General features: G+C 41.6%; 19 protein-coding genes. 3 read left to right on the forward strand and 16 right to left on the reverse strand.

From position 1 onward, the window contains the following. Nucleotides 1-78: 78 nt before the first annotated feature. Nucleotides 79-1,125: a site-specific tyrosine recombinase XerC gene (gene xerC, locus FNT16_RS15845; protein ID WP_221935036.1), complete on the reverse strand. Its 1,047-nt coding sequence runs from the start codon at nt 1,123-1,125 to the stop codon at nt 79-81. Continuing rightward, nucleotides 1,118-4,159, reverse strand: coding sequence for a CHC2 zinc finger domain-containing protein (locus FNT16_RS15850; protein WP_143872495.1), 3,042 nt, complete (start codon nt 4,157-4,159; stop codon nt 1,118-1,120). Before FNT16_RS15850 ends, xerC begins: the two co-directional genes overlap by 8 nt. A 113-nt stretch (nt 4,160-4,272) precedes the next feature. Between FNT16_RS15850 and FNT16_RS15855 the strand changes: the two genes are divergently transcribed. Then, nucleotides 4,273-4,659, forward strand: coding sequence for a helix-turn-helix domain-containing protein (locus FNT16_RS15855; RefSeq protein ID WP_143872486.1), 387 nt, complete (start codon nt 4,273-4,275; stop codon nt 4,657-4,659). 366 nt (nt 4,660-5,025) lie between these two features. On the opposite strand, the gene FNT16_RS15860 is transcribed toward FNT16_RS15855, so the two are convergent. The 6 genes from FNT16_RS15860 to FNT16_RS15885 form a co-directional block, all read right to left on the reverse strand. Continuing rightward, nucleotides 5,026-5,454 carry a hypothetical protein gene (locus FNT16_RS15860; protein ID WP_143872487.1) on the reverse strand — a complete coding sequence of 143 codons (429 nt, stop codon included), beginning with the start codon at nt 5,452-5,454 and terminating at the stop codon, nt 5,026-5,028. Next, entirely contained in the window at nt 5,445-6,419 is a 975-nt protein-coding gene (locus FNT16_RS15865) for a hypothetical protein (protein ID WP_143872496.1), read from the reverse strand. Before FNT16_RS15865 ends, FNT16_RS15860 begins: the two co-directional genes overlap by 10 nt. 51 nt (nt 6,420-6,470) lie before the next feature. Further along, nucleotides 6,471-6,983 (reverse strand): hypothetical protein, encoded by a 513-nt coding sequence (locus tag FNT16_RS15870; protein ID WP_143872497.1) that lies wholly within the window; start codon nt 6,981-6,983, stop codon nt 6,471-6,473. 71 nt (nt 6,984-7,054) lie between these two features. After that, nucleotides 7,055-8,422: a hypothetical protein gene (locus tag FNT16_RS15875; protein ID WP_143872498.1), complete on the reverse strand. Its 1,368-nt coding sequence runs from the start codon at nt 8,420-8,422 to the stop codon at nt 7,055-7,057. A 15-nt stretch (nt 8,423-8,437) separates the two neighbouring features. Further along, nucleotides 8,438-9,301: a tetratricopeptide repeat protein gene (locus FNT16_RS15880; RefSeq protein ID WP_143872499.1), complete on the reverse strand. Its 864-nt coding sequence runs from the start codon at nt 9,299-9,301 to the stop codon at nt 8,438-8,440. 2 nt (nt 9,302-9,303) lie between these two features. After that, nucleotides 9,304-10,452 carry a hypothetical protein gene (locus FNT16_RS15885; RefSeq protein WP_143872500.1) on the reverse strand — a complete coding sequence of 383 codons (1,149 nt, stop codon included), beginning with the start codon at nt 10,450-10,452 and terminating at the stop codon, nt 9,304-9,306. Nucleotides 10,453-11,318: 866 nt separating this feature from the next. Between FNT16_RS15885 and FNT16_RS15890 the strand changes: the two genes are divergently transcribed. Then, nucleotides 11,319-12,479: a potassium channel family protein gene (locus FNT16_RS15890; protein WP_143872501.1), complete on the forward strand. Its 1,161-nt coding sequence runs from the start codon at nt 11,319-11,321 to the stop codon at nt 12,477-12,479. A gap of 210 nt (nt 12,480-12,689) precedes the next feature. Continuing rightward, nucleotides 12,690-13,100: a thermonuclease family protein gene (locus tag FNT16_RS15895; protein ID WP_246072252.1), complete on the forward strand. Its 411-nt coding sequence runs from the start codon at nt 12,690-12,692 to the stop codon at nt 13,098-13,100. Nucleotides 13,101-13,107: 7 nt separating this feature from the next. Here FNT16_RS15895 and FNT16_RS21025 read toward each other — a convergent pair whose 3' ends face one another. The 8 genes from FNT16_RS21025 to FNT16_RS15930 form a co-directional block, all read right to left on the reverse strand. Continuing rightward, nucleotides 13,108-13,233, reverse strand: a complete 126-nt coding sequence (locus tag FNT16_RS21025; protein WP_281281863.1) for a hypothetical protein — start codon at nt 13,231-13,233, stop codon at nt 13,108-13,110. 223 nt (nt 13,234-13,456) lie between these two features. Next, nucleotides 13,457-13,762, reverse strand: a complete 306-nt coding sequence (locus tag FNT16_RS15900) for a hypothetical protein (protein ID WP_143872503.1) — start codon at nt 13,760-13,762, stop codon at nt 13,457-13,459. A gap of 13 nt (nt 13,763-13,775) precedes the next feature. Further along, on the reverse strand, nt 13,776-14,171 hold the full coding sequence (locus FNT16_RS15905; RefSeq protein ID WP_143872504.1) for a hypothetical protein: 396 nt from the start codon (nt 14,169-14,171) through the stop codon (nt 13,776-13,778). Nucleotide 14,172: 1 nt separating this feature from the next. Then, the gene (locus tag FNT16_RS15910; RefSeq protein WP_143872505.1) at nt 14,173-15,684 is read right to left on the reverse strand and encodes a hypothetical protein; all 1,512 of its coding nucleotides are present in this window, start codon (nt 15,682-15,684) and stop codon (nt 14,173-14,175) included. Next, the gene (locus FNT16_RS15915) at nt 15,685-16,128 is read right to left on the reverse strand and encodes a hypothetical protein (RefSeq protein WP_143872506.1); all 444 of its coding nucleotides are present in this window, start codon (nt 16,126-16,128) and stop codon (nt 15,685-15,687) included. 69 nt (nt 16,129-16,197) lie between these two features. Next, nucleotides 16,198-16,827 carry a DUF4376 domain-containing protein gene (locus FNT16_RS15920; protein WP_185976618.1) on the reverse strand — a complete coding sequence of 210 codons (630 nt, stop codon included), beginning with the start codon at nt 16,825-16,827 and terminating at the stop codon, nt 16,198-16,200. Between the two features lies 1 nt (nt 16,828). Then, entirely contained in the window at nt 16,829-18,904 is a 2,076-nt protein-coding gene (locus FNT16_RS15925; protein WP_143872508.1) for a hypothetical protein, read from the reverse strand. A gap of 77 nt (nt 18,905-18,981) precedes the next feature. Then, nucleotides 18,982-19,731, reverse strand: a complete 750-nt coding sequence (locus FNT16_RS15930) for a hypothetical protein (RefSeq protein ID WP_143872509.1) — start codon at nt 19,729-19,731, stop codon at nt 18,982-18,984. Between the last annotated feature and the right edge of the window lie 14 nt (nt 19,732-19,745).

Raw genomic sequence — 19,745 nt, forward strand, 5'->3', positions numbered from 1 at the left:
CTTTGGTTCAGTGTATGCAATTATACAGTGTTAGTGAAGTTATCTGTCACTTTTGACAGCCTATATTGTTTCGCCCGATTAAATTTCATCTTCTTCATCCTCTAACATTTGCTGTAATTCGGCCATATCCTCTCCTTCGGCTTCTGAGGCTTTTTTCAGTTTGGCGGGATGGCAGCGTGTGTGAACGTCTTTTAAAGCTTTGATGCTCACTTGGGTGTATATCTCTGTGGTGCTCAGCTCTGCATGACCTAGCATGGCTTGGATAAAGCGAATGTCTGCGCCATTTTCTAACATTAGCGTGGCCATTGTGTGCCTAAATAAATGGCAACTGCCTTGTTTGGGTATACCTGATTTTTCAACATATTGGGCTATGGTGCGTGACAGCCAGTTTTCATTAAACTTTTCACCGAGCCTAGTTAAAAATAATGTGCCATCGTCACTGGCCAGTGCCAGCTCTGGGCGCACTTCGTTTAGGTAGCAGCTTATCCAGTGTGCGGCTCGCTCGCCAAGCGGTAACATGCGGTCTTTTTTGCCTTTGCCTTGGCGTACCAGTATGGTTAACCGCTCTAAATCGATATCAAATACGCTTAGGTTAACCACTTCCATTCGGCGTATGCCGGTTGAATACAGCACTTCCATTACGGCTCTGTCTCGAATACCCAGTGGCTCGGCGCTGTTGGCTTGGCGCATCACTTTTTCAACTTCTTTTTCACTTAATATGGCTTTGGGTAAACGTTGGCGTATTTTGGGTGGCTCTAGTTCGCTGGCTGGGTTATACAGCAGGTAGTTGCTTTTGGTTAACCATTTAAACCAGCTTTTAAGTGGGCTTAATTTAGCCCGTTGTGAGTAGATGGACAGTGGTTTGCCGTCTGCTTTGCGGTATAAATATAAATGCCTTTGGTAGCGCTCTAATATGGGTTTGGTGATTTCTGGCGGTTGGCGCAGGGCTCGGCCATCACACCATTCAATAAAATCTCGTATGTAGCGTTCATTATTCCACAGGGTTTGCTCTGTGTAGTGTTTGATGCGTAGTGCATCTAAATAATGGTGCATAAAGGCAAGCAGGCCATTGGGGTCGGTTGGGTCGCCAACCTGTTTAATAAAACGTTTTTCTCGTTTAGGCACGGGCAGCTCCTTTTTGTAGGTACGACAGGATTTGTCCGTTTACCCCTATAGGTTCATTTTCTTCTATTTTGGGTAAAGTGTGCGCCATTGCCTGCGGTTGCTGGCTTGATGTGGGGTGACTACCTGCCGACTTAGTACCGACTTGGGGGTGACCAGCCCCCGACAGGTGCGAAGGTTCCCCCGACAGCAAAGCCTGCAACCCCGACTTGCTTGCATCACACTGGTATTGACTGTTGTTTTCAACGTCTAATAAACCCTGTAAAAACCGCCCTTCATGTTCGCCTGTGTAGAGCAGCTCATAAATAAATGAGTGTCCGCGACTGCCTCTGTGCACAAGCAGGTATTCCATTTCTTCCAATCGTTTGATGTGTACTTTCAGTTGGGTATTGCCCCAGCCGCTATAGTCTCGAACAGCTTTGCGGGTAAAGCGGTAATCACTTTGTTGTATTTTTTGGGTTTGGCAGGCATCCAAGACCATTTTATGGATAAAATGCAGCAGTTTGCGGGTTTGCGGTGGCAGCTCGTCTAAGGTGCGCCCGAGTACTTCATGTGCTAGGTGATTAGCCACTTGAATGTCGCTGTGGGTGACTTCTATGTATTCTAGTAGTTGGCCTTTGTGCTCAATGCGTTTTATCTCGCGTTGGTATTGGTGTAATAACGCTATGGCTCGGATAAGTGTTAGGTATTTCATATGGTCGCGGCGCGTACGGGTTTTATCCGATAAAAAGGTTAATTGCTCGGCATAGGGGTTGGCGACCAGTAAAGGGCGTAATAGTCGTTGGGCATTTTGGTGTAGGTGTATCACGTCTTTTTTGTTGTTTTCAGCAAGCAGGCCTTCTATGGTTTGGCGCTGGCGCTGCATTTTGTGGATGGCTTCGGTTTGTTCGCGGGTTTCATTGACGGATAACACTAAGCAGCGGTTCATCAGTTCTTCATCAATATCTATCGCTGTGGTGGTCATCATTAACATCACAGGCCCTTCTACTTTATATTGCTGCGTTTCTAAATTGCCTGTGACTGGGTTTTTACCTGTTGAAGCGATACTCACCTCACCTTCTGATTGCAGTAGTTTTAATGCATAGGCGGCTTGGTCTGCTCCTTCCTCTTCTGATATGGCCAGTATTTTATGTTTTAGGTTGGTTTCGCCCATGTAATACAGGCTTTGGCCTGTCATTGAGCTAAATTGGATGCGCTCTTCTGTTGGTGTCATATTTAACACTGCATCCATTAATGAGCTTTTGCCTGCGGCGCTGCTAGATTGGATCATAACCGCTAACGGTTTATCGAGCTTGCGACTAACCGCGGCCAAGTAACCGACAAGCTTGTTGGTTTCCTCTCCAATAACGCCGCAGGCCTCGAAGTCTTGTAAAATGCGGCTAAGAAGAGAAGGTGAATTTAAAAGTTCAAGGGCAGCTTTGCGCTCTGCTTCGGTTAAATGATTATGCTGACTGGTTTGGGCTTGTTTGTTTTGTTGTTTTTTATCTTGCAGCGATTCAAGCTTAAGTAATATATGGCCTAAGTCTTTTTTAATGTCATCTTCTGATACGCAGAGTTCTAAGCTGGCTTGTTTGATGTATAAATGTCTGGCACGCGCTGAGTAAATATCTAAATTATCAACATGGAAGCTATCCTCTAAACTCACCAGTAAATTTACTTTTAGCTGCTCGACACTTTGGTTTTTATCTAAACCTCGGATGCGGTAACGGCGATTGTCTAAGGTGATGATAAGTTCATTGGATGCACTGGCGTTTTCATCTAAATCGGTTTGCTCTGGCATGTTTTGTTCTGGCGTTGTTTGTGTGGGCATTGCTTGCTCAGGTATGGCAGCCGCTTCGGTTGGGTACATCTTTTCTGGCCCTACACCTTTTCCTAACCACTGTGCTTTTCTTATCGCAAGGCCAAGGCTTTTTTGTGCAGGTTTAACTTGTCGGGCATATTCGTTGGCATCCATGCCTTTTGGAAATAATATTCTAAATACTTCAAAGCCTTGATTCATCAGTTGTTCAGCTAAACTGTCTGCGGCTTTATTGCCTGCATCATCTCTGTCGTAGGCAATTAACACACGTTTAATTTGATGTTGTTTAAAGGCTTGTAAGTGGTCGTCTATAAAACCATTGGTGCCATAACTTGCGGTGACATTTCTAAAACCATGTACCCAAAAGGTCATGGCATCAATTAGGCTTTCACATAAAATAATTTCATCTGTGGCGCTCAGTGCTTGAATATTCCATACCCCTTGATGTGGGCCTGGTAAGTAGGTGTGTTTGGGGGTGCCTTTGCGTAAGTTGTCTAATAGTTTGCGGCCGTATATTTCGACTATGTGGTTTTGTTCATCGACCACGGGCACCACAATTGAGCCATTAAAATGCTCATGGCCTGATTGTCTTAATATGCCAAGTTGTTGCAGCTTGCCGCGAATATCAGCCCCTGCTTGGCGATTTTTTTGTGGTAGGCGATAACCGAGCGTGCGATTTGCAAAACCCAGTTGAAAGGTATCAATCAGCTTTGGGTGTTCAAGGCCGCGCTGTTTTAAATACGCCAAGGCTTCAGGTGATTGTTTGAGCGTTTGGTGATAATAACCCACCACTTGTTGAAGCGTCGCTTGTGAGTCGGCATCACCACTTAACGGCGTTGGCAATTTTTGTGTGGTGCCATATTTTACCGCCTTTGTCGTTGGCTCAGCCTCACTAGCGACTAAGGAAGAAATATCTTGCGATGCACATGGATGTGCAAGTGCCGCGTGAGAATGGATATCGGAAGCGGTTAGTATTTCAACTGCATGACGAAAGCTCACGCCTTGTGTTTTCATCACCCAATCAATCACTGAGCCACTTTCACCGCACCCAAAACAGTTAAACAAGTTTTTAGATGGGGTAATAACACAACTTTCCGTTTTATCATCATGAAATGGGCAGCACAGCGCTTTGTCTTTTACGCCATGACTTTTGAGTTTATAGCCTTGTGATTCAACCAAGCGACATAAATCGACTTGTTGTTTGATTTGGTTGATTAATTCATCTGAAAGTCGTGCCATTTTGGGTGTTTCCTAAAAAACCTGTCAATACCTAAAGAGTAAAAATAACTCTGTTGAAGAGTACTCTATTTTAGAGTACATTAAATTGCAAGTTAAAAACAGGGGTTATTATCATGCCATCGATTCATTATTGGACTCGGCATATGCCAACCATAGACAAACTGTTTTATCAACAATTAGGTCAACGTATTGCTTTTTTTAGGAAAGAAGCGGATTTAACTCAGTCTCAGTTGGCTGAGTTATTGGGTATTTCTCAACAAACTATGGCGCACTACGAGGTGGGACGTTTACGTATTTCTGTTGAGCTATTAAGTAAATTGGCACAAACCTTAACCATTGGTATTGAGCAATTACTGCAAGAGCCTGTGCCGAATCAAACAACTAAGCGTGGACCAACTTCTTTGCTGCAAAAACAAATTGAACAGGTAAGCCAATTGCCCCGAGCTAAACAGAAGTTTGTGAGTGAAATGCTAGATGCTGTGATACAGCAAAACTCTTGAGGTAAAGCGGCTAAGAGATAGCCGCTAAGAAAAAACGGTAGTGCTTAACATTTAGATAAGCGCACTCGAATTTAGCCATTAAATTCAATACCTTATCTAAAAACGCGCACCTAACGATTTATATATATATCAGATGAAACGAACCCATTTTTTGTATATATTTCAAATGCATAACACCTAATGCAGGTGCTGCATAGGGTGTGATAATCATTCTATTCTAAAATCGAAGATTTTTAGGGTCTAAAAACAAGTAAAGCAGCCAATGGCTGCTTGCAATAAAATAACTAAATACATCAAGCCTGAAACTTTAATCTTAATCAATTGGTGTAGTGGTCAATTTAACTTGGCGACTACATGAATAAAGTATCACTGACCAAGATCACTAATCAGGCAATTAAAATCCAACAAAGGCCTTGTTGCTGTATAACCATACTTACTATAACCATCCCACATCTCAGCAAAGTGGATTTGAGCGCCATTGCCTGCAACAGTAAAATAATAATTATCCTCAACACCTTCGATCTTTAGATAATACTTCACTGTCGTATGGCCCACATTGTAGCGAATTGTTGCCACTTCCATACAGCTATAAAAAGTGTTACCTAAAAGACCTTGTTTAAATGGCCGCCCACCAGTTTTTAATTCATTCAAATCTGAGTACAACCAAAATTTAGACTCACTAGAAATCCCATTTAAAACATTGCGATATGGATCTAGATTTGGTACACAAGCTACAACCCATAAGCATATGAAGAGCACTTTATGTAAACTAAAATTAGTCATTTCTAGTCCCATATTTTTTCCCAGATATATCCTGGTATTTCTCTATATTTCAACGTAGTTGGGGATATAGGAGCGCCATAACCAAACTGCGTATGACCTTCGATTGTAGGTGTGCCTAATCCCAAAGTAAGCTGGATGCCGGTATGGCTCTTTTGCCCTAGAGAAGGCATAGTCGTAATAGCTTCGACCGTCCCAGAAAATAACGCTGCGACTTGTCCACCACTTGCGTTGTACATACCTTCCATAGTGCTAGCCCAATCTGATGTATTAAATAAGGTAAATTCAATGCCAGCATCAACCCCAGGAACTCCAACAGTAGCGCCACCTTGAGCACTCCAATATCTTCCAAATGACACCTCCTGCCTAGAGAAATCCATATTAAAGAAAATACCTGCGGCACCAGCTCCCCCTATACCAGCATCACCGCTGATAGAAGAACCAACAGCAAACGTAAACCCAGAATTTTCAACCGACATCCAATCAATAGATGAATCATTTAAAATAGAGCTTTCTAGATCAATACCTTGATCCATCCTCGTTGTATCCATTCCTAAATCAACCCAAGGTGTATATTTAGCAATATCCAGCTCTAAATCAGGTATTAGAGTGTTTTTCTGAATCCATTCTGAGTTAGCTAAATCGCTATTTTGGCGATAGTCTTTGTATTGCTCTTCATATGCTTTGAAGTCAGCATCGATGCGCTGCCTCTCAGCAACAGTGTGTTCTCGGCGCATACTTTCTTTTTGGCTACGAGCTATTTGCAGTACTTCAAAATCCGCATCAAATTTATCTCGTTGCGCTTGGCCTGTTTTGTTGATGCTGTTTGTTGATTCTTTTTCAGCGCCAGCAGTCGTACTTTTGGCTATATCTGCCATTGGCTCATCAATATTGCCGAGCTTGTCTAAATTAATTAATTTATTAGCTCGGTCATTAATGGCTTTTTGCTCTGCTGCCGTTAAATCTTTTTCAGCACTCATCCCCTCAACAATGCTATTCCCCAACGCATTGCCAAAGGCATTTAATTGACATCAAACCGGCTTTAGTTTTTCTTTTTTGATTATGTCTTTTTCTGGGTAGTAAACAGAGTCACATAAAAAATCCCACGCACCATTTTCCCCTTCCACTGTTGTGTCATACAAATAAAGTGCTTTTTCCGTCCCCGGTATTTTACGCAAATAAAGTTGTCTATATAACTCGGTGTAACCTTCTATTGTCTGTTGAACCTTATATGTTTTTCCATCTGTAAAATGAATAATGTAACCAGGGAAAAATGAATGATAGGCTCGAGATTCTTGATATGGTTCCTGCTTAACCATTTTCACTTCTTCCCAAGAGTGCTCCCCATTTTTGAGCACATCTATACCCGATTTTGATAGCGTAATTTTTTGTTTTTTTACGTGTCGATAACTACTCCACGCGGTCCACCACATTAAAAGTGCAAAAAAAGCACTTAAAGCATCAAATTCCCATTCATTTTCAATACTAAGCGAGTAAATCATCAATCCTGTGGTTGAGGCTATTGCAATCAAATTACGATTCACAAAATGCCAGAACGACTTAGGCTGGCACCTGTAGGTTTTCTCGAGCAATTGCTTGGTGGGTCGATGCTTCATTATTGAGAAACACCATTATTATAAGCTTTACCCAGAAACCAACTTGAGCCATTATCCAACACACGCTGTAGCTCTTGCTGCGGGAAAAAACGATTGAATTTGTCATTTTGCAAAGTAAATTGGTATTTAGGCGCCCATACACCGGCGGTCAGTGAGCTTATAACACCAGAATAAAGAATATCGTTTGCGTTAAATCCCTCTCCTGTCATTAACTGCTCTGAAAATTTACTTAAAGCCCCGCCACCAAAACCACCTATAAATGCAGAGCCAACAACTCCCTTCGAATTTAATAATCGCGTAGTAGAATTTGCTCCAAAACCACCAACAAAACCAGAGCCAAACGAAATAGCCAAATCATCTATACCTGCATTGGGATTATACATGCGTTCCAAGCCTGCGTTTAAACTGCCCGAAAGTATACCTGCGCCAAAATCAACAGGTTTAATATACGGATTTCGAGCAAGAGCTCCGAGCCCATTATTTAATGTCGCAGCAAATCCTGTGTAATTAACTTGGCCAAGCCTAACTGCGTTTAAACCTCTAGTGCCATTAAGAGCCAAACCATTCAACTGAGTTCCGCCCGCACCACGCCAGCCGTAGGCTTGAAATTGAGAGTACGCATGACGACCAACATCATCAACCAGGTTCATTGAAGCTCGGCCTAAAGAAACTAGCCCTCGTCCTGCTAATACGCTAACGCCGCCAAGTAACGGAACTGTCGCAACAGCAGTCATGATATTAATAGCTGTTGATTGAAGTTGTTGAGTGGTTTTAAAACCTTCATTACGCGCAAAAGCCATTCGTGTAGCTGAATCATTCATATCAATAATTCCACCGGTCGGCCTACCAAGATCAACTCTACGCATTCTACTTTCATAAATAGCTTGGCGCTCTGCGGAACTAATTGCTAAGGCATTTTGTTGTGTGTCGATTCTGTGGTGGTACATCATTGAGCTAATCCCCAATGCCGAACCACTTGTCGATAAGTCGTTACCAGCCCAATTTAAGAAGGAACTATGGATCTGCTTCGCAGTATCAAACGTGCCGTCAATTCGACCTCGGAATATATCACTCATAGCATTACCATCTTTGTATCGGGTAAAATGAACGTTTCCGTCTTTGTCGTAAGCACCGTGAATACCACTAAATCCACGCTTATCGCTTCCGCCTGATGAGCCAATGTCATCTGAGATATCCTCAAACGACACCCCCTCATCTTCGTACACTTTTTGAATGGCTAATTTCTTAGTCGTGTCGTCTGCGTCACTATTTTGGATTTCTTGGATTTTTGCTGCAGCCTTGCTACTGCCATCCCCTTTCATCCCCTCAACAATGCTATTGCCCAACGCATTGCCAAAAGCAATCAAACTTACAAAGCATTATTAGCTCTGATCTAGCACTTGTTTAGCATGCTCTAATTGTTCAGGTAAAACCATATTAGATTTCGAATATTCAACCAACTCGGAATAACAATTTCTCGACATTTCTCTATCTTTCATCTGCTCGTAAACACCGCACAAAGCATACATAACACGTCCGGATTTGCCGTTATTCTGCATGTAACTTAATGCAAATTTAGTTGCTCTCTCTAAACCTCCATGGTCTGCAATAAATTGTATATAAGACTCTAACATCGCTAAATCGTTGCCATTTTTTTCAAAAGCTTCGATGTAGATCGCATTGGCTTCTTCTAGCCGACCTGCATAAGCCAACGCATCAGCATATTGGATGATGTAATACCGATATTGTGGATGTTCAACATATTTAGATACGTCATAATATCTTTCATATACGGCTATCGACTCTTCAAAAAAACCAAAGTCATACAACAAAATTGCATACGATATTAAGTATGAAAAACCATTCAACTCCATAAATGTTCGCAAATTGCGTTGCTTCCCTGAGTTATCGATACTCTTATATACGTCCAACCCCTTTCGCCCCAATAAAACAGATGCTCTTACAATTTTCTGGGTATTTTCATCTAGCTCTTGCAAGTTTTTATTTGGCTGTATTTGCGCAGTATTAAAAATAGCAACCATAAAATATGGTTCAAACCGTTCAGGATATTCTTTAAGTAGTGTTTCAGCCAATCGCTTAGCACTATACACATCACCTCTAGAATAAAACGCGACTGCTGTTTCTGCTTGTTCAGCAAATTCAAGATTTTTATCTTTATAATCAGAACAACCAGAAGCTAACAGCAACGACAGTAGAAGAGTAACAACCTTCATTAATTTATACATTGCTATTCAAAAAGTCCTCTCGGGCGTATATAAGGGTTTCCATTGCCGCTTTCAGGAATACCAATTCGATAAGCCGCTTGTAACGGAGATAAATAAACCGCTTGGTTAACGTGCTCTTTTGGATAATACCCTGGTGCAGGATTTAACGAATACTTAAAGTGACCTGAAACATCAGCATGGTTTACTCCAGTTGAATCACGATAGAAGTCAATGGTGGTAACTCGATCATTACCCAGAGCTATTTGTCGACTAACATTCGCATATTTGTGAGCCCCAGTAGACAATGCATCAACAGCGCTAACTACGCCGCGTTTTAAGCTGCGAGAGCTATCCATGTTAGTTTCGGAATTAATATCCCAACTGTTCGGTAACTGACTTGCTGGTTCCATAAACAAAGATGAAAAACTTCTTTTGTCTACAAGTGTTGCATAATACGTCAGATCGCCTTTTGAAACTAAGCCTGTATTCAATAATTGTGTCGCTGGAACGTTACTATCAGCAGCCCCACCTAGCATTGATAAAACAACATTTTCAAAGTCACTGGTAGAGGTGGTTTCAGCATACCTTGTATTATTCAATTTCTGATACAACTCGCCTGCAGAAGTAAGGTTTTCTGTTTTGAGCATGCGTGGATCGTTTAATACTGGATCACGCACCCACTCTGTGTTCAACAATATGCTGCCTTCTAGATCAAATCCGTTTGACAACATATCTGGTAGCGCAATTTCTGGCTTAAAGGTATTCTGATATACCCACTCATCAACCAAAGGGACGCTAACTTTTTTCGCGCTCAAATCTGCATCTAAATTTTGTTTATACGAAACAGTATCACTTCGTCTTTGGCTTTCTTTTTGACTTCTAACAACCTGCGCTACTTCAAAATCAGCATCAAATTTATCTCGTTGCGCTTGGCCTGTTTTGTTGATGCTGTTTGTTGATTCTTTTTCAGCGCCAGCAGTCGTACTTTTGGCGATATCTGCCATTGGCTCATCAATATTACCGAGCTTGTCCAAATTAATTAACTTATTAGCTCGGTCTTCAATGGCTTTTTGCTCTGCTGCCGTTAAATCTTTTTCAGCACTCATCCCCTCAACAATGCTATTACCCAACGCATTGCCAAAGGCGTCGTAATGATACAGATTTCTTTTCATGTCCTTAGCCCTTTCTGTCTACCCCGTAAACTTCGCTTTATGATCAATAGTTTACTGAAATTCTAACCCAGTCACCTAAAATATTTATCAACACATCATACTGATAGGCTTTATAACTGTCTGTAATTTGCCTTGTATAATTACCTATTCTAAATTCACGGTTGCTTAGCGCGCTTAGCAGCGCCATAATTGCGCTTTCAGTTTAGCAATTTTGCAATTATAAAAAGCACAGGTATAAAACACTGTATTTATGAACAACACTATACAACCTACCATCCTCTGGCATGATTTTGAGATATAAATAAAAAACCTTAAATATCAAATCATTAAAACAAATATAAAAATAGTATACACATTCATATACACATCACTGTATCGTGACTATGTTGACACATTCAATTCACTAAGTTAGCATTTGTTATTGAACAATTTTTAACTCTCGGTATCTAACTGTTATAAACAGTAGACGAGTTAAAAAATAAAACCAGTTTAGGAATAACATTGTGCGTCAATGTTGATGTTGAAGTGACACTCCAAATAGATGTAAACCTCAAATTTGAAATTAACCATTTTATTTTAGAGGAAAGCGAATATGACGAGTAAAATTTTAAAAAGCGTGAAAAAAAGAATCGTGGCGTGTCTGAGGGATGCTATGGAGCAGATTCTATTTGGAGCGAGTCTCTTAACTGAAAATAAACAAACAATGCCCTAAAAGAGCGCTATGAGGGGGTTCGACTCCCCCATCTCTCAATACCAAATGGAATTGATTAATATGTAATTGAATTAAACTATAAACTAAAATATTACAGATTTGATTTGATTATATATTTATTAATAAATGCGAACATAAAACGAGACACAAAGGAATGCCCAGTAGAATCAAAAACTTTAAATTATTCAAGCAGGCATTAAACTTATGCAAAAAACCAGAGTTTTATTTCGTGGTTTTACTAGCTATTTCGATATTACTTCCCTTTATTGAGCTTTTTCAGGCTTCTATTGTTTTCGGCTTTCTAAGCAGCATTCCTGCACTTCTCTTTATTTACAAAAGACATGGAAAATTGAGTGGCCTAATTTCCTCATTCCTAGTGCCCCTTATTTACTTACCTTACATATTAGGGTTATATTCTTGGTTTTATACTCACACAGGCTTGCTTTACAATCAGGTACAAGTACATGATTTTTTTAGTGCTTTGTATTTCAGCGTAGTTACATGGACAACACTTGGCTATGGCGATTTTCAACCAAGCGAACATATTAGGCTTTGGGCTGCAGGCCAAGCAATATTTGGATATTTGTTTATGTCAATATATGTGGCAATTCTTTTCGCTGCGATCACGAAATTTTCTGAAGAAAAAACAAATAACAAAGCCAAACTGAGAGGCCTTATGTTGATGCTAAAATATACAAATAAAGTTTATGGCTTCTTTATCACGTCCATTGACCCTAAAATTAGCTCACCTGAAATTAATCGCATTACTTCCCCAAAAATCGAGTTATTAAAAAAAGAGTTACAAGAATTCGTACTAGTACACTCTATGCGTTTGGATTTAAGCTTTATTGAGGATTTCGAAAACTTACTTTTAGTATTAGAAAGACTTAATAAAAAATCTCTAGTTTTTTGCCACTTAGGACATAATAGCAACGGGAGTTATATAGTCCAACCATTAGCCCAACAACCAGTGCAGATTAATAATGGCATAACCGATATAGCGATAGACGATCCATATACTGAAGTTAATGAAACATTAGATATAATTCATAGATTTGAAGTTAGATATCCATTTGCATTTAAATCAGGTGATTTAAAAAAGCTTTATACCCCAAATCTTAATAAAGACAACTGGTATAAATACTGTAATATTGTAGGTATTCACGAGCAAGAAAAATATTCAGGCACAGCAAAAAATACAGTATTTGTCCTAGATCCTATTGCTTTCAAAAAAGGATTTGAAAGTGACGATATATTAGCTTCAATGGCTAAGCATAAAACTAAATTAAAAACTTTTTTTGAAGATCGGAGCTAGGATACTTGAATAACATAGCCCAAATTATTGAAACAATCTATGGGTATACGTGAGCTGAGGTTCGCCCCCTTAATCAGACCTATTAAACTATTTTTTAGGGAAATTATATATGAACACATTAAACCCATTTTGAGCCTTTCATTTTGAATTTAGTGTAAAGTATTCTGAAATCTTTTCATAAATTAACTTATGCGGATATTTGTAACTATAATGTTGATTGCTATCTGCATGGATAGCTTTGCAAAAACATACGGAAATATTACAGTTTCAAGAGTAACTAGCATCTACGATGGTGATACTTTTCGAGTTGACATTGATAGTTGGCCGGATGTTATAGGTAAAAGAGTACCAATTCGTGTAAATGGTGTGGATACGCCAGAAATTCGCGGTAAGTGTGAGAATGAAAAGCAGCTCGCTAGAAAAGCAAAACAGTTTACTGTAAATCAATTACGTTCAGCTCAAAAAATAGAGCTGAAAAATATCCGGCGCGGCAAATACTTTAGAATTGTTGCTGATGTTTATGTAGACAGCGTTAATATTTCTGAATTATTGATCAGCAACAACCTTGCAGTTCGCTATGATGGAAAGCGAACGAAAAAAAATTGGTGTGAGCAGCAGTAATTACAAACTACCGCTCAGGTACTTGCAACAGCTTTCTAATCTGTTCTACTGTTGATTCTGTCAGCCGACCGTTTTTTTGCGCGTTCTCCAGATCTTTAATTAAATCATCAATAATTTTTTGAGTATCAGTCATTTTTGAATTCCTATTTTCATAACAAAACGATGCTCGTTAGAGCGATTATGAAAAAGCTGGCCAGCTAATTTCCGTTAGCAAATTAGCAGAACAAAATTGACTCGTCATTCAGGAGGGACATTATGTATCATACATACAACATATTTCTGATTTGAAAGGGATTTTTACAAAAATCCCTATGAATTTTAATATTTTGGTGATGTGATAAATTGGCAGGTTTTATTTAATATTTGAAATTAAATATGATGTCATCTATTAGCGTTCGGCCCTCGTCATTTTCTGCTCTGTGCTCTACTAATCGACCGTTCCACATGCAATTAGTCTCTGTAATAAGCCCAAGTTGAAGATCAACTTGGCCCGTTTTGAAATTCACAGCGTTGGTGCTGCTGTCTGCAGTCAATAGCCCGGGAATAACAACTGAAACCTTTGTTATTCCCGCTGCTGTAAAATCGAGGGGTCCGTTTTCATCATTTACAGCTATTTCAGCAATATCCGCTTGACCACAATAAACATTAATTGTTAATGCCATTTGCGCCCCTTAATTATATAAGTGATAACTCGCGGCTAAATACCGATAAACCCGGTATTGTAATTGTATCGCCGTCGGCGTTTAAAATGTCTTTATCTACAATATCTTGCACAATTAAAACCTCTTGATTAACTGTGTCTAATATCGCGGCGGCAATATCATCTGTGTTGACTGCGCTGAGATCTGGATCAACCCCACTTTTTGGGTTGCTTGTAAATTGCAGGTCGTCGCCCACGTCTGTTAAAAACATATCACCGGTTGCAATAGCCGACTGCGCCAATATCTTGCTTTGGGTTGTCGCCCAGTTATCCGCTTTTAACGGGCCTTTTAGTATGACAACCAAATCGCCGTTATCTTTTATGTACTGGTAGCCGTTTCGTTTTACTTTGCTATGCGTGTAATGTGCCATTTTATTTCACTCTCGCTGTTAGTTGGTTTTTAATTAAATGTGCTGTGTAACTTGTTTGTACTAAACTCGCTGAATAACTTTTGTTAATCACTTTAGCGCTTGTGATCACAACCGGCGGTATGCCTTCGCTTAACAATGCGCTAATTGCCTGGTTAAGCTGCTCGGCGGCTTGTATAACAAACTGCATTTGTATGGGGCTTTGCTGCGCGCCGCCCTCGTTTAATTGCTCTGCAGGCTGCGCCACAAAAACACCGGTTGTGGCCGTGGTTAATTGGGTAAATTGGTTTAGCTGCTCACTTTGCCGCATTACAAAAGTTTGGTTTGCTAAACTGCTTAGCTGGCTGGCTTGGTTTTGCTGCTGCGCCGGTTGTATAACAAGATCAAGCGGAGCTATTAGGGTTAACTGGCTGGCTTGGTTTTGCTGCTCACCTGCTGACAAGGTTAAACTAATCTGCTCGGCGGCAGATAGTATCTCGCCCTCGTTTAGCTGCTGCGCCGGTTGTATAGCAAACACCTGATTTAATGCGCTTTGCTGTTGCCCCCCTTCGTTTAACTGCTCACCTGCTGATAAGGTTAAACTAACCTGCTCGGCGGCGGATAATATCGACCCCTCGTTTAGCTGCTGCGCCGGTTGTATAGAAAACACCTGATTTAATGCGCTTTTCTGTTGACCCCCTTCGTTTAACTGCTCACCTGCTGATAAGGTTAAGCCAACCTGCTCGGCGGCGGATAGTATCGACCCCTCGTTTAGCTGCTCACCTGCTGATAAGGTTAAGCCAACCTGCTCGGCGGCGGATAATATCGACCCCTCGTTTAGCTGCTCACCTGCTGATAAGGTTAAGCCAACCTGCTCGACAGCGGATAATATCGCGCCCTCGTTTAGCTGCTCTGCCGGTTCTAGCGTTACCGTAACCGCTTCGGCGGTATTTTCCACATGCCAAACGCTACCGTCAGTTGCAAAGCTCTGCCCCGCGGCGTCATAACCGTTAATCAGTTCGGTAACAACCGGCTGACTCCCTGTATTGCTGGTATCAGAATCATCCGGCGAAAAATGCAAAAACGGGCTACCGTTTACATCAACCTTGAAATACCCAAGCGACATATGCACATTTGCAACCGCATTGCTCTGTCTAAAAAAGTATTCAAACCTAAATTCACCGCTGATAACCACGTTACTTTTTTCAACAAACACATCATCAATATGCAAGCTGATTTTCATATCAGCACCGCGCACAAACTTAAATTTAACCAAATCTGTATGCGTATAACTGGGCGAAAAATCGTAAGATGTGCCGCTATGGTCAGTTATGCGGATGGCATCACTGCCGTTATGCCAGTGCAATATACGAGACACATAACCACTGCCATTGCCAACCACACGCCCGTAATCATTGCTGTTATCAAAACGGAACAAATACTCAATCTCAAATTCAGTATTCGCCGCAACAACCGGTGCATAGCCCGCAAAATTTAAATACGAGCTACTAACGGTTTTTTGAATAAGCGTTGCCATTTATGCAACAAACCCCATTCTGCGTTCCCAGTAAAATGTTCGTTTGCAGTGCGACTCATCCCACATAAATATAAAATCAATCACCGCTTCGGCGGCTAACCACCTTAAACTACCGCTTAACGCCCGCTCACCCACTAAGCCACTGATACTACGGTTTTTTGTGCCATGGCATATCGATGCAATTAACACGTCCCACTGGTATAAAACCTGTGCGCAGTACGTGCCAAACCCACCCCGTGTAAATGCGCCCACAACCAATAGTGCAAAATAACTCTGCACCAAATACACGGCCGATATGTCAATAAATATCAGTTCAAAACGCTGTTTAAAAACGGCATTTAAAACGGTATCAGGATGCAAAATCGGTATGTTTACGCCCAGCAAAACCAGACCGCAAAGCAGATAACCCAGTAACGATGTGGCAGCTAACAAATAGTTTTTCATTTTGTTTTTCCCATAAAAAAACCCCGACAATGCGGGGCTGTTAAGTTTCGCGGTACAAATTAGGTAGTATTAACCGTGCGCAAGCCATATATCAGTTTGCGCCTGCCCCGCTAATGCCAAGGCTTGTGCAAGCTGCGTTTTGCTCACGAGCGCAAATTGATTGTCGGCCAACTTCCAATTGGTTTCAGTTTGGCCTGCTGCGTCTAGCGCAACAATGGCGCGGGCCATACGAGTTTGTGCGGTTTCGTCACCGTCAAACTGCATGTCATCCACCACCACCACAATGTTTTCAATTTCAGTTGAGCGAATCGCTTTTTTCTTTTGCTGTATTACATCAGCAAAAGGCGCTTGCGCCAGTACATCTTCAACAGACAAATTAGGCACGGGCTGTAATTCCGGTTCAACCGGCGGCACTTGTACCTGATATTCTTCATCTTCAATGTTATCTGCATTTTCCTGCTCAATACGCAACTTTTCAGCTTCGTATTCAGCAAATGCGGCTTTGTATTCGTCCCATACAGACCACTGTAAGTGGTTTATATAAAACTGAGCAAACAGATTAACTAAGTGGTTTTTCTTGCCGTAATGTTTGTTAATTACAGCAATCAAAGCTTCCTGTGTTTCACACTGGGGGCGCTGTTTTTCAACAACGTCCCCGTCTTCGGTTTGGGTTTGAAATAGGTTACTGATAAATTGCATGTTAGTAGCTCCAATATTCTGTCTCAACAGTGGCCGTGCCAAACATTTCAGCGTCACCATTAATGTTAGTTCTAAGGGATAGGCTATCTATAGAATAAAAAACTTGCTCATCTCCATAGTTAGTTCCGTCCCAAACCATCTCATTAAACTCTATATCTAAGTGATAATTTCCAAACCTATTAGTTACATAACTAAAGTATTTTATAGCAGGGGAAGCACCTGTTATAGAACCAATATCCGCGTGTTTATGGGTAAATAAGGCCGATGAGTCCAACGCTCTTTGCCCGTAAGCAGGCACACTTTGCAACCAAGGAAAATCGCCATAGGCTGGATGGGCTACATTGGTTTGTACCTTGCCCAAGATGGATTGACCTAAATTCCAAGTAAAAGCGCTAGTATCCGCTGTGACTTCGCTTTTCTCAGTTAAATTCAGGTCTCTTGCTGTGAAACTCGTAAACCGCCCTTTGGTTTTGTAAGTTAGCAAGTATATGTACGTATCTGGTATCTCAATGTTAGGCTCACCACTCGCTTTCAAAGCGTTCATTGTGTTTGATCCAGACGAATACCCACTAACTCCCCAATTAACCCCATTATCGCTACTCGCTAAATTCAGTACATCTGCTGCTTGTATGCTCTTTCTGTTTAAGTTCCAGACTTGAGTACCTGGCCCAGTAAGTTGCGGTATCCATTGCCCCGCCGAACCCTCTGGAAAGGTTGCCTCAAAAACAGAAGGGGTACATATAATATCAGTCCATGTAGGCTCTTCTTGAAAATAAGGAACTTTATAGGTAATGAGAACGGGCATACCTCCCGAGTACACATTCCAACCAGAAGCGCTACCTTCTAGTGTGTATCCTGAAACATCTACTACACCCAATACCGTAACCTCTTTATTGCCCGGGTCTATTTGAATTACCGTATACTTTTTACCGCCAATAAAAACATAGTCGTAAGCTGCCAGCTTGCTTAAAGGTTCATCCCCACTCAGCGCGTTATACTGAATCCGTGTATTACCCCCACTCAACGCAGTTTGAAATCTAACATTAGTGTAATTTGTGTCATAAGCCAACGTGTAGGTAGCTAGAGGTTTTGTGAAGGGCTGAGCTTCCCTCCCTCTTAATGTACTTCCAGCGCTTACCCTATCTTTGTACTCTTTATGAATGTCGTGTGCGGATTTTTTCAGCGCTGACTTTCGTAAATCATCTACATCGCTGGCGTAAATTACATCGTAGAATTTTCCGTCTGGTCTGCCTGACACAGTACCGATACGACCTAACCCAGATACCCCCTCTGCACTGCCAGAGACAACATTAAAGCAGTCTGACAAGCTTACGGGCTGGTATGTGTTTGAATTATACCATTTTCTACCATTGTCGAAATTAAACCCGCCCTGCGCGACATTTGCGGTTAAGGTGTCACTGCCCGCAACATTATACGTGAGATGATACGCCCCTTTATTACGTCTTTGTACAAGGCAAATTGGGATGGCCCAGCAATTGCCGTTATGTGCGACCATGTTGCTGGTTTCCTGTGAACCCCACTGAACAACATAATGACTGTCGTCTGCTCTATCCTTAGTGGGCGAGTTTTCAAGTGCGGTGGTCTTGTTGTAATAAACAGCGTCAGTATATTCAAGCCCCCAAGATGGCGGTGTTGTTTTAATACCTTGGGGTCTAACAAATTTGCTTGGGGAAGTTCTGAACCTAAGCCCATAACCAGACGACTTAGTTGTTTTGACTTCGGTTAGTCTCCACGCCCCCTCAAGTCCCGCAATGGTTCTTATTCTAAATTGGCGCTGGATAATATCGCCATTGTCGGAATAACAGTTGTTGTCCTTGTTTTGCAAAAACTTAACATGCTCTGCGTTATTTAAATCAGGTAAAAAGCCTTTACCCTTGGTAACTGTATCACCAACATGATACGCACTGTATCCCTGAGCAACTAAATTATCCGCTAACGCAATGCCAGACCAAGTACCACCATATTGAACATTACCGTAAGGGTACAAGGGCAACCCGCTTTGTGTAATATTCACATCAAAGGATTCTAAAATACATAAATCCTGTCTGTGAATCACACTGGCACTTAATGAGCTACCGCCTGCGGCCTCGGCCTCTGCAATACTTGCAAAACGCCCTGTTCCGTCTGCTTTATCTAAACCATCCGGCGCGGGGGTAATTTTACTTCGCTTCTACCGTCCAAATATCCGTATAGCCCTGCTGAACCGTTAAGGTTAATAATACAGGCAGCTAGGTATGCAATAGGGTGGTTCGTTTTGGACGACCCTAGACCAGAGGATGATTCCGACTGATAACCGAGCAAAAATCCATTAGCATAAGTGGCAGATGCAGGCACAGTCCACAAGCCCTCATTAACACTAGCCTCTCCCGCACTATTAGAATGCTTACCCCACTGATCAAACCCACTACCGGCATACACTCCTTCGTGCCGCGCTTCAAACTCGGCTTTAGTGGGTAGGCCAAGGCTGCCGATTAGGCTTTGGGCTTGGTCTGCTAAATTTGTAACACGCTGCGCGGTTGAGTAGGTGCGGGTAACCCCGTTGCTGTCTGTTATATCAACCGTTTCTTGCTCTGTTGAATATAATTCGTTTTGTTTATTAAATACAGATTTAGCCCATTGGCCTAGTTCGTTTACGTTATCAATGGCCGCATTAAGCGGGGCGCTGGTCTGCACAATAGCGGCTTCTCGACCGCTAATTGATACGCCTGTATATGGGGCTACCAGTGTTATTTGCTGGTTGCTGCCTGATTGTATTTCGAGTGGCAGGTCTGCGCCTGTTACGTGCAGTGACCAACCGGCGCGCAATGTGCTTAAATCAATTGCATCATTTACAGATACAATTGGGCTGTCCTGCGTTAAATCAACGCTGGTGAGTTTTATCATAAGTTAGCCTCTTG

This window comes from Catenovulum sediminis (assembly GCF_007289895.1).
GTDB classification, from domain to species: domain Bacteria; phylum Pseudomonadota; class Gammaproteobacteria; order Enterobacterales; family Alteromonadaceae; genus Catenovulum; species Catenovulum sediminis.

What these genes read in the sequence shown, in the direction of transcription:
- FNT16_RS15850 (WP_143872495.1), bottom strand. Translation starts at nt 4,159, where the DNA reads ATGGCACGACTTTCAGATGAATTAATCAACCAAATCAAACAACAAGTC.
- FNT16_RS15855 (WP_143872486.1), top strand. Translation starts at nt 4,273, where the DNA reads ATGCCATCGATTCATTATTGGACTCGGCATATGCCAACCATAGACAAA.
- FNT16_RS15860 (WP_143872487.1), bottom strand. Translation starts at nt 5,454, where the DNA reads ATGGGACTAGAAATGACTAATTTTAGTTTACATAAAGTGCTCTTCATA.
- FNT16_RS15865 (WP_143872496.1), bottom strand. Translation starts at nt 6,419, where the DNA reads ATGAGTGCTGAAAAAGATTTAACGGCAGCAGAGCAAAAAGCCATTAAT.
- FNT16_RS15880 (WP_143872499.1), bottom strand. Translation starts at nt 9,301, where the DNA reads ATGTATAAATTAATGAAGGTTGTTACTCTTCTACTGTCGTTGCTGTTA.
- FNT16_RS15885 (WP_143872500.1), bottom strand. Translation starts at nt 10,452, where the DNA reads ATGAAAAGAAATCTGTATCATTACGACGCCTTTGGCAATGCGTTGGGT.
- FNT16_RS15890 (WP_143872501.1), top strand. Translation starts at nt 11,319, where the DNA reads ATGCCCAGTAGAATCAAAAACTTTAAATTATTCAAGCAGGCATTAAAC.
- FNT16_RS15895 (WP_246072252.1), top strand. Translation starts at nt 12,690, where the DNA reads ATGTTGATTGCTATCTGCATGGATAGCTTTGCAAAAACATACGGAAAT.
- FNT16_RS21025 (WP_281281863.1), bottom strand. Translation starts at nt 13,233, where the DNA reads ATGACTGATACTCAAAAAATTATTGATGATTTAATTAAAGATCTGGAG.
- FNT16_RS15900 (WP_143872503.1), bottom strand. Translation starts at nt 13,762, where the DNA reads ATGGCATTAACAATTAATGTTTATTGTGGTCAAGCGGATATTGCTGAA.
- FNT16_RS15905 (WP_143872504.1), bottom strand. Translation starts at nt 14,171, where the DNA reads ATGGCACATTACACGCATAGCAAAGTAAAACGAAACGGCTACCAGTAC.
- FNT16_RS15910 (WP_143872505.1), bottom strand. Translation starts at nt 15,684, where the DNA reads ATGGCAACGCTTATTCAAAAAACCGTTAGTAGCTCGTATTTAAATTTT.
- FNT16_RS15915 (WP_143872506.1), bottom strand. Translation starts at nt 16,128, where the DNA reads ATGAAAAACTATTTGTTAGCTGCCACATCGTTACTGGGTTATCTGCTT.
- FNT16_RS15920 (WP_185976618.1), bottom strand. Translation starts at nt 16,827, where the DNA reads ATGCAATTTATCAGTAACCTATTTCAAACCCAAACCGAAGACGGGGAC.
- FNT16_RS15930 (WP_143872509.1), bottom strand. Translation starts at nt 19,731, where the DNA reads ATGATAAAACTCACCAGCGTTGATTTAACGCAGGACAGCCCAATTGTA.